Source organism: Allobosea sp. P1_A7, assembly GCF_056406775.1.
Genome location: NZ_JBFTZN010000284.1, coordinates 1 through 10,054, shown reverse-complemented (window position 1 = coordinate 10,054; position 10,054 = coordinate 1). Strand labels below are relative to the sequence as shown.

Sequence of the window (10,054 nt, the reverse complement as noted above, 5' to 3'; positions counted from 1 at the left end):
TCGCAGATGTGGTCGATCGCCTCGGATTCGAAGAACCCCGAGATCGCGGTCAAACTGGCGAACTTCACCGTGGCGGAGGCGGGCGGCGCAAAGATCCTGGGCGTCGAGCGCGGCGTGCCGGCATCCTCCGGAATGCGCGAACTCCTCGGACCGGACCTGGACGAGGTCAGCAAGAAGGTCGTCGATTATATCGGCAAGCTCGGCCCCTACACGGCCAAGCTGCCGCCATCTCCACCCAAGGGTGCCGGCGAAGTCGCCTTCGTCCTGGAGCGGGTCAGCCAGGAAGTCGCCTTCGGTGTCTCACCGGAAGAGGGCGGCAAGAAGTTCGTCACCGAGGCCGCATCGATCCTCAAGCGCGGGTGACGCGATGGTGTCCTTTACCGCAGGTGACGCGGTAGAAAGGCGCCCGGCGAAGCCCGGGCGTCTCAGCCGCTTCTTTTTCGCCGGCAACGGCGCGGGCTACATGTTCCTCGCGCCCTGGCTGATCGGCTTCCTCGGCCTGACCCTCGGCCCGGCGCTGGCCTCGCTCTACTTGTCCTTCACCGACTACGACCTGCTGCAGTCGCCCAAATTCGTCGGCATGGACAACTATGTCCGCATGGCCACGGGGGACGCGAAATTCGCGGCGGCGATGAAGGTGACCTTCATCTATGTCATCCTTTCCGTGCCGCTGAAGCTGATCTTCGCTCTGGCGCTGGCCATGGCATTCAACCGCGGCATCAAGGGCCTGCCATTCTACCGCGCGGTGTTCTATCTGCCGTCGCTGCTGGGCGGTTCGGTCGCGATCGCGGTGCTCTGGCGCCAGCTTTTCGCTGCCGACGGCCTGGTGAACTCGGTGCTCTCGGTCTTCGGCATCGACGGTCCGAGCTGGATCTCCAACCCGAACTACTCGCTCTACACGCTGGTCGTGCTCTCGGTCTGGCAGTTCGGCTCGCCGATGATCATCTTCCTCGCCGGCCTGCGCCAGATTCCGCAGGACATGTACGAGGCGGCGAATATGGACGGCGCCTCGAAGGCGCGGCAGTTCTTCAGGATCACCTTGCCGCTGCTGACGCCGGTGATCTTCTTCAACTTCGTCATCCAGACGATCGACGCGTTCAAGGCCTTCACGCCGTCATTCATCATCTCGGCCGGCACGGGTGGGCCGATCAACTCGACGCTGTTCTACACGCTCTACCTCTATCAGGAGGCCTTCGGCTTCTTCCGCATGGGCTATGCCTCGGCGCTCGCCTGGGTGCTGGTGCTGATCATCGCCGTCTTCACGACCTTCTCGTTCCTGTCGGCGCGCTACTGGGTGCACTATGATGAATGACGCCGCGCATGCCGCCCCGCCCGGCGATACGCCGGAGCGGTCCATCCTCCAATCCGTGCTGATCCACTCGCTGCTGATCGGCGTCTCGTTCCTGATGCTCTATCCGCTGCTCTGGATGGTATCGGGCTCGGTGCGTCCGGCCGACGACATGTTCGGCGGGCAGACCTCGCTGATCCCGTCGCAGGTGACGCTGCAGGCCTACAAGACCGGCTGGTTCGGCCTGCAGGTCAGCTTCGGCACGTTTTTCCTGAACTCGCTGGCCATTTCGGTGCTGGCGACGATCGGCAACGTCATGGCCGCCTCGGTCACGGCCTTTGCCTTCTCGCGGCTCGAGTTCTTCGGCAAGAACTTCTGGTTCGCGTTGATGCTGGGCACGCTGATGCTGCCCTATCACGTGACCCTGATCCCGCAATATGTCCTCTTCCTGAAGATGGACTGGGTGAACACCTGGCTGCCTCTGGTCGTTCCGAAATATTTCGCGGTCGACGCCTTCTTCATCTTTCTGATGGTCCAGTTCTTCCGTGGCCTGCCGCGTGAACTTGACGAGGCGGCGATGATGGATGGCTGCAGCGCCTGGCGGATCTACTGGAAGATCGTGCTGCCGCTCTCGCTGCCGGTTCTGGCAACCGCCGCGATCTTCTCCTTCATCTGGACCTGGGAGGATTTCTTCGGGCCGCTGATCTATCTCGGCGACATTCACAGCTACACCGTGCAGATCGGCCTGCGCTCGCTGATCGACTCGAGCGGCACCTCGGACTGGGGAGCGCTGTTTGCGATGTCGGTGCTGTCGCTGATCCCGATCTTCCTGATCTTCCTGTTCTTCCAGCGGTTGCTGATCGAAGGCATCGCCACCACCGGCATGAAGCGCTGAGGATGCCTGCGATGAGAGTGCTGAACTTCGCCGTGATCGGCATCAACCACGACCACATCCATGGTCAGATCGGCGCGCTCCGGCGCACCGGTGCCACCTGCGCCGGCTTCTACGCGGCCGAGGACGATCTCGCGGCCGCGTTCATGGCCAGGTACCCGGAGATCCCGCGTGTCACTGAGGCGGCCCGGCTCTATGAGGACCGGGCGATCGACCTGGTCGTGAGCGCTGCTGTTCCCGCCGACCGCGCCGCGATCGCGATCACCGCGATGCGCCACGGCAAGGACGTGATGCTGGACAAGCCGGGGGTGACCAGTCTGGCCCAGCTGCATGAGGTCAAGGCGGTGCAGGCCGAGACCAGGCGGATCGTCTCGAGAGATCCTCTCCGCCTCGGTCGGCAACCGCGCCAATGCCGACCGGCCTGGCCTGCAGGATGTCGGCGACATGCACCTGCGCACGCAAAATGGCGTCACCGGCTATATCCGCGTCGACTGGTTCACGCCCGACGGGCTGCCGACCTGGGGCGATGGCAGGCTGACCATCATCGGCACGCAGGGCACGATCGAGCTGCGCAAGTATGTCGACATCGCCGGCCGTCCGGGCAAGGACCATCTTTTCCTCGTCGACCGCAGCGGCATGCAGCATATCGACTGCTCGGCTGTGGAGCTGCCCTATGGCCGCCAGCTCGTAGCCGACGTCTTGGACCGGACCGAGACGGCGATGCCGCAGGCGCGCTGCTTCAAGGCGATGGAGATCGCCCTCAAGGCTCAGCACCTTGCCGAGACCGGCAGGCTGCCGAGCGCATCGTCCCAAGAGGCTGCCTGATGAGTGAAGTGAAATCCGTCGCGGTGGTCGGCTGCAATATCGGCCGCTCGCATATCCTCGAAGGCTATGCGCCACGGCCCGAGCGCTGGCGCCTTGCCGCGGTCTGCGACCTCAATCAGGAGCGGCTCGACAAGGTCGCCGACGAGTTCTCAGTCGAAAGCCGTACGCAGCATTTCGACGAGCTGCTCGGCCGCGACGATATCGACGTCATCGATATCGCGACCCCGCCGGCGACCCATCTCGAGCTCGTTACGAGGGCGCTCGCCGCCGGCAAGCATGTCGTCTGCGAAAAGCCGCTGGTCGGTTCGCTCTTCGACGCCGACCGCCTGCTTACGGCGGAGGCGCAGAGCGGGCGCATCCTGATGCCGGTCTTCCAGTACCGCTATGGCGACGGGGTGCAGAAGGCCAAGCGCATCATCGATTCCGGCATCGCCGGCACACCCTATCTCGGCACGGTCGAGACCCATTGGAAGCGCACGGCCGCCTATTACGACGTGCCATGGCGCGGTAAATGGGAGACCGAGCTCGGCGGCGTGCTGATGACCCACGCCATCCATATCCACGACATGCTGACCTATCTTATGGGGCCGGTGGCGAAGCTGTTCGCCCGCGCCGTGACGCGGGTCAACGCGATCGAGGTCGAGGATTGCGTCGCCGCCTCGCTGGAGATGCAGAGCGGCGCCCTGGTCGCGGCCAGCGCGACGCTGGGCGCGCAAAACGAGATCAGCCGCTTCCGGCTCTGCTTCGAGAACGTGACCTTCGAGAGCGGCGGCGGCTGCTATTCGCCCGGCGACGATCCCTGGACGGTCCTGCCGGCGAATGACGCCGTGGCGGCCCGGATCGAGGGGCTGCTGGCCGACTACCAGCCGGTCGGACGGCGCTTCCTCGGCCAGATGGATGCGTTCCACGAGGCCTTGAACGGGCGGGCGCCGGTTCCGGTGACGATCGCCGATGCGCGCCGGGCGCTGGAACTGGCGACGGCCTTCTACCAGTCGGCGCAGACCGGCGCGGATGTCTCACTGCCGATCGGGCCGGATCACCCGAAATACACGAGCTGGCGCCCGAACGGGCACTGAACCGGGACAAGAACACCAGGACCGATCGCTGTCACACGGCCGGAACGGCGGGGCGATCGGCAAGATGGGGAGGACGAGATGGCGACGAGCATCAAGCTCAACAAGGTGGTGAAGCGCTACGGCGCAGTCGAGGTCATCCACGGCATCGACCTTGCGATCGATCCGGGCGAGTTCGTCGTCTTCGTCGGTCCCTCGGGATGCGGCAAGTCGACCTTGCTGCGGATGATCGCCGGGCTGGAGAAGATCACCGGCGGCGACCTCCTGATCGACGGTGAGCGCATGAACGATGTCCCGGCCTCGCAGCGCGGCATCGCCATGGTGTTCCAGTCCTATGCGCTCTACCCGCACATGACCGTCTACAAGAACCTGGCCTTTGGCCTGGAGACGGCCGGCTACAGGAAGGCCGAGATCGACGAGCGCGTGCAGCGTGTCGCCAGGATCCTGAAGATCGAGAGCTATCTGCAGCGCCGTCCCCGCGCCCTGTCCGGCGGCCAGCGCCAGCGCGTCGCCATCGGCCGGGCGATCGTGCGCGAGCCCAAGATCTTCCTGTTCGACGAGCCGCTTTCCAATCTCGACGCCGAGCTGCGCGTGCAGATGCGTGTCGAGATCGCCAAGCTGCACCAGGACCTCGGCAACACGATGATCTACGTCACCCATGACCAGGTCGAGGCCATGACCATGGCCGACAAGATCGTGGTGCTGCGCGACGGCATCGTGATGCAGGCCGGCGCGCCGCTCGAACTCTATAACCGGCCGGCCAACCAGTTCGTCGCCGGTTTCATCGGCTCGCCGAAGATGAACTTCCTGGCGGCGCGCGCCAGCGCTGCGGCCAACATGATCGAGGTCGCCGGCCGCAATGTCTCCCTCGATGCGGCTTTGGCCGTGCGCCAGGACGAGCCGCTGACCTTCGGCGTCCGCCCCGAGCATATCGCGGTCGGCGGCGAGGCGGGCGAAGTGCTCGGAGAGGTCAAGGTCCAGCTCGTCGAGCATCTCGGCGGCGGGACCGTGCTTTACGCCACCACGGCGGGAGGCGAGAATCTGACGATCTCGGCCGCCGGGCAATTGCGGGTCCGGCACGGCGAGAACGTGCCGCTGCGCATCGACCCGTCGATCTGCCACGTCTTCGACAGCCAGGGCATGGCACTGCGCAGCTGAGCGAGGCGGCCGAGCCCGAGCTTCACACGCGCCGAGGACGAGAGGGAGATGGGCGTCGGCATCCACTGCTTCGGGGCAGGGCGTTTCAATGCGCGGCCGCTGCACCGCCGCCTTGGCCCTTCCTGGCGAACAGGACCACGATCGCGGCGAGGACCAGGATGATGCCGATGACGGCGAAGGTGTCGCTGAAGCCGAGCACCAGGGCCTGGCGCTTGACCGTCTTGCCGAGCGCGATGATCGCCTGCTGCTGCGCCGCCGCATGGTCGGAGATGCCATGCGCCATGAAGTAGTTCGTCATCTGGTCGAGGCGGGTGCGGACCTCCTCGCGGAAGGGCGTGACCGCCTGGCCGATAATGTTGGAGTGGAACTGCTCGCGTTTGGTGATGATCGTGCCGAGCACCGCGGTGCCGACCGCGCCACCGAGATTGCGCAGCATGTTGAACAAGCCCGACGCATTGGCGGCGTCCTTCGGCTGGATGCTCATCATCGCGATCGCCGTCAGCGGCGTGATCACCATGGACTGGCCGACGGCGCGCACGACATTGGGCCAGAACAGCTGGTCGCCGGAATAGTCGAGCGACATGTGGATGTTCATGAAGCAGGAGGCCGCAAACAGCGAGATGCCGACGAAGGTGATGTAGCGCACGTCGAAACGCTTCATCAGCATCGGGACGAGCGGGATCAGCAGGAGCTGCGGCAGGCCGGTCCAGGCCAGCACCTTGCCGATCTGCTCGGCATTATAGCCCTGCACCTGGCCGAGATATTGCGGCAGCACATAGACCGAGCCGAACAGGCCGAAGCCGACGAGGACATTGGCGATCGTGCCGACGGTGAAATTGCGGTTCTTCAGCAAGGAGAGGTCGACGAGGGGCTTCTTCACCCGGAGCTCGATCCAGATGAAGGCCGCCAGGAACACGACCGCGATCGCGGTGAGGCGGATGATGAAACTCGACTGGAACCAGTCCTCCTTGTTGCCTTCCTCGAGCAGGGTCTGCAGCGCCGACAGGCCGATCGCCATCGTGGCGATGCCCGCCCAGTCGCCTTCGCGCAATAGCCCGAGCTGCATGGGCTGGTTTTCCAGCGTGAAGGCGAGGGCGAACACCATCGCGATGCTCGGGATGGTGTTGATGAAGAAGATGGTCTGCCAGCCGTAATTCTCGGTCAGGTAGCCGCCGATGGTCGGGCCGATGGCGGGCGCGAAGGTCACGGCCAGCGCGAACATCGCCAGGCCCATCGGCTGCTGCGACTTCGGCAGGCGCGTCACCACCATGGTGAAGGCCATGGGGATCAGGACGCCGCCGGCAAAACCCTGCAGTCCGCGCAGCGCGATCATCTGGCCAAGTGTGGTGGCGAAGGCGCAGGCCATGGAGAACAGCGCGAAGGCGACCGTGCTCCAGATCATGTAGCGCTTGAACGAGAACACCCGGCTGAGAAAGCTCGTCAGCGGGATGACGATGATCTCGCCGATCAGATAGGAGGTCGAGATCCAGGCGCCGTTGTCGACGCCGGTCCCGATGCCGCCCTCGATGTCGAGCAGCGAGGCATTGGTGATCTGTATGTTGAGGATCGCCATGAAGGCGCCGATCGCGCCGGCGATGATCGCGATCCAGGTGGAGAGGCTGGCCTTGTCCTGCGCGGGAAGAGCCTGCGGGGGGAGGGCGGCAGTCGGCGTTTGGTTCGGCATGACCCAGCTCCTTGCAAGCCAGGCGCGCGTCCCGGAAGCATGCTCCGCAAGACCGGGGCGCGGCCTTGCGACATGCTCAGGATCGGCTAGCGCGCGTCTGCCACGACATCGGCGTTCGAGACCTTGGTGTTGATCGTCGGCACGACCGACATGCCCGGGCGCAGATCACCCGCCAGGCCATGGCCGGCGTCGAGCACGATCTTAACCGGAACGCGCTGGACGACCTTGGTGAAGTTGCCGGTCGCGTTGTCCGGGGGCAGCAGGGCGAATTCCTGGCCGCTGGCCGGCGCGATGCTGTCGACATGGCCCTCGACCTTGACGCCCGGGAACATGTCGACCTCGACCTCGACCGCCTGGCCGGGCTTCACCCCGGTGAGCTGCGTCTCCTTGAAGTTCGCGACGATATAGGTGCCGGCGAGCGGCACGACCGCCATGAGCTGCGTGCCGGCCTGCACGTACTGGCCGATGCGCAGCGTGCGGTTGCCGACGACGCCGTCGACCGGGGCGGTGATCTCGGCATAGGACAGGTTGAGTTCGGCCTGGCGCTGCACGGCCTCGTCACGCGCGACGGTCGCCCGTGCCTGGGCGAGATCGGCCTTGATCAGGTCTACCTGCTTCTGCGCTGCGGCGAGCGCTGCCGTGTCGCGGTCGGTTGCGGCGCGGGCAGCCGCGATCTTGGCAACGGCGGCCTGCGCGTTCTGCACCGAGCCGTAGCCGGTCCTGGCCAGGTTCGTGTAGCGGTCATTGTCCTGCTCGGCGAAGGTCTGGTTGGCCTTGTCGACCTCGACGGTCGCCCGGGCGGTGTCGATCAGCGATTGCTGGGCGTCGAGCTGGGCCTGCTTGCTGGCGACGGCGGCGTGGGCAGCCGCGACCTCGGCCTTGGCCTGGTCCAGCGCGACGCGGAGGTCGCGGTCGTCGATCCGGGCRAGGACCTGGCCGGCCTTCACCGGCTCGTTGTCGCGCACCAGCACCGCTCCGATATAGCCCGAGATCTTGGGGGCGATCGTGGTGCTGTCCGCCTTGACATAGGCGTCGTCGGTCGAGACCTCGAAACGGCCGGTTGTCCAGTAATCATGGCCCCAGAAACCGGCGCCAAGCAGTGCGGCCAGCGCGACGCCAGCAAGCGCCGCCTGGCGCAGCCTGCGCTTCGGCTGAACGGGGGCTGCGGGGGAGGCAGCCGCTTCGGCCAGCTTCTCCGCGACGATCCCCGGCACTGCCTCGTTGGCGGGGATGGCGCGTTCGGCGGAAATCCGATCCTGATGGGTGCTCATCGCTTCATCTCCTGCAGGGCTGGGCGATCAGCCGTTCCTGYAATATGGAAACTTGATGTTTTCTAAAATAGTATCTATCTTTCCTGTGTCAACGATAATTTGGAAAACCGTCATGGTACAAATTCACGAAACAGTGAAACGCTGCCGCGGACGGCCACAGACCCGGCCCGACGACGAGACGATGCGCCTGATCGTCGAGGCTGCGGACCGTGAGTTCCAGTCGAACGGCTATGCCGGCACGAATATCAAGGCGGTGGCCGACCGGGCCGGCGTCTCGACCAAGACGCTCTACAAGCTCGTGCCGACCAAGGCCGGGCTCTTCGAGGCGACGATCCGTCTTCGCATCAGCCGCTTCCTGCTCGATCTGGACGACGAGGTCGGCGAGGAGCTCGACCCGCGCGAGGCGCTGGAACGCATCCTGTTCGCCTTCGGCGTGCTGACGCTGAGCGCCGAGACGATCGCCATCAACCGGCTCGTCATCGGCGAATGCGGGCGCTTCCCCGAGGTCGCGCGCGCGTTCTACCAACTGGCGATCGTGCCGGTGAACGGCGTCATCGAGGCCTGGCTGACGCAGCAGAAGGACAAGGGCACGCTTCGCATCGACGATGTCCATATCGCGTCGGGCATGCTGCGCGGCATGATGATCATGGAGCCGCAGCGCACCGCGATGATGGGGCAGCGCGCCGCACCGCATCGCGACGAGATCGCACTTCGCGCCCGGCAATGCGCCGAGGTGTTCTATAACGGCTGCAGGATGTGAGGCGCCGAGATCTGACGGAGAGGGGGGCTTGGCCGGGCCTGCCCGCCGGTCCCTGGACACGGAGTGCGTATGAGCGGCCGCGCGTCGCTCATTCCGTCGAGTCGAAGTCGTCCTCCCCGCCATTCAGCATCGCGGCCAGTGTGCGCAGGCCGGTATCGAGCTGATCCATCGTCGGGGAGGCCAGCGCCAGCCTGACGGCGTTGGGCGCATGGCCGGGGCTGACGGCGAAGGTCGAGGACGGCGTCAACGCGATGTCGCGCCTGGCTGCCGCCGCGACGAAGGCCTGCGAGCGCCAATGCGCCGGCAAGGTCAGCCAGAGATGATAGCATTTTCCGTTGGTCCGGATGTCGAAGCCGGAGAGACGGTCGGCCGCCAATCTCTGGCGCGCCCGCGCGTCGAGGCGCTTCAGTCTCGCAAGCGCGGCAACGGTGCCGTCGCCCAGCATCCGCTGCGCCGCCGCAAACGCAAATCCCGAGGCGGTCCAGCCGCCCGCGCGCACCGAGGCCGCCACGCTTTCCCGCAGGCGCGGGGGCGACGCGATGAAGCCAAGCGTCAGGCCGGGCGCGACCTTCTTGGAGAGGCTGTCGATGACGATGCAGGACGCGGGCGCCAACGCGGCAAGCGGTGGCTGATCGTCGAGGAAGCCGTAGACATTGTCCTCGATGACCGGAAGCGCGAGTTCCTCGACAACGCGCAGGAGATCGGCTCTGCGCGCCGCATTCATCGTCACGCCCAGCGGATTCTGGACCGCTGGCTGAACATAGATGGCCGAGAGCTGAGCCTCGCGATGCGCCCTTTGCACCGCGTCGGGCCGCAGGCCGTCTTCGTCCATCGCCAGCGGCACCAGCGAAATCCCGAGCCGGGCGGCGATGCTCTTGATGAAAGGGTAGGTCAAGGCCTCCACGCCGCAGCGACCGCCCGCTGGAACGACCGCAGCGAGCGCTGCGGCAAGGCTCTGGCGGCCATTGCCGGTGAACACGAGCTGTTCGGGCGAGGGGGACCATGCGCCCTGCGACAGATACGCGGCCGCGACGCCTCTCACGGCCGGCGTCCCGATGCTGGTCGCCTGTCGCAACGCGGCATCCAGCGCGGCAGGATTGTCC

General features: G+C 65.7%; 8 protein-coding genes and 2 pseudogenes. 7 read left to right on the top strand and 3 right to left on the bottom strand.

Annotation, left to right across the window (positions count from 1 at the left end; genetic code table 11):
• From AC1D34_RS31150 to AC1D34_RS31125, 6 genes and pseudogenes are all read left to right on the top strand, one after another.
• A pseudogene (locus AC1D34_RS31150) lies at positions 1-363 on the top strand (ABC transporter ATP-binding protein); the annotation flags it as partial.
• Positions 364-463: 100 nt separating this feature from the next.
• On the top strand, positions 464-1,312 hold the full coding sequence (locus AC1D34_RS31145) for a carbohydrate ABC transporter permease (RefSeq protein WP_244523698.1): 849 nt from the start codon (positions 464-466) through the stop codon (positions 1,310-1,312).
• Positions 1,305-2,183, top strand: coding sequence for a carbohydrate ABC transporter permease (locus AC1D34_RS31140; protein WP_441506728.1), 879 nt, complete (start codon positions 1,305-1,307; stop codon positions 2,181-2,183). Before AC1D34_RS31145 ends, AC1D34_RS31140 begins: the two co-directional genes overlap by 8 nt.
• An 11-nt stretch (positions 2,184-2,194) precedes the next feature.
• Positions 2,195-3,005 (top strand): annotated as a pseudogene (locus AC1D34_RS31135) (Gfo/Idh/MocA family oxidoreductase).
• Entirely contained in the window at positions 3,005-4,081 is a 1,077-nt protein-coding gene (locus AC1D34_RS31130; protein WP_476776164.1) for a Gfo/Idh/MocA family protein, read from the top strand. Before AC1D34_RS31135 ends, AC1D34_RS31130 begins: the two are co-directional and overlap by 1 nt.
• A 78-nt stretch (positions 4,082-4,159) precedes the next feature.
• Positions 4,160-5,236: an ABC transporter ATP-binding protein gene (locus tag AC1D34_RS31125; RefSeq protein ID WP_441491157.1), complete on the top strand. Its 1,077-nt coding sequence runs from the start codon at positions 4,160-4,162 to the stop codon at positions 5,234-5,236.
• A gap of 85 nt (positions 5,237-5,321) precedes the next feature.
• Here the strand turns inward: AC1D34_RS31125 and AC1D34_RS31120 are convergent, their stop codons facing one another.
• The gene (locus AC1D34_RS31120) at positions 5,322-6,920 is read right to left on the bottom strand and encodes an MDR family MFS transporter (RefSeq protein ID WP_441506730.1); all 1,599 of its coding nucleotides are present in this window, start codon (positions 6,918-6,920) and stop codon (positions 5,322-5,324) included.
• Positions 6,921-7,006: 86 nt separating this feature from the next.
• A complete protein-coding gene (locus tag AC1D34_RS31115) occupies positions 7,007-8,191 on the bottom strand; it encodes an HlyD family secretion protein (protein ID WP_441491159.1) in 1,185 nt (394 codons plus the stop codon).
• Between the two features lie 112 nt (positions 8,192-8,303).
• On the opposite strand from AC1D34_RS31115, the gene AC1D34_RS31110 reads away from it, so the two are divergent.
• Positions 8,304-8,951, top strand: coding sequence for a TetR/AcrR family transcriptional regulator (locus AC1D34_RS31110; RefSeq protein ID WP_441506731.1), 648 nt, complete (start codon positions 8,304-8,306; stop codon positions 8,949-8,951).
• Between the two features lie 88 nt (positions 8,952-9,039).
• On the opposite strand, the gene AC1D34_RS31105 is transcribed toward AC1D34_RS31110, so the two are convergent.
• Positions 9,040-10,054, bottom strand: a 1,015-nt coding sequence (locus AC1D34_RS31105) for an aminotransferase-like domain-containing protein (RefSeq protein ID WP_476826306.1), incomplete at its 5' end; no start/stop codon positions are given.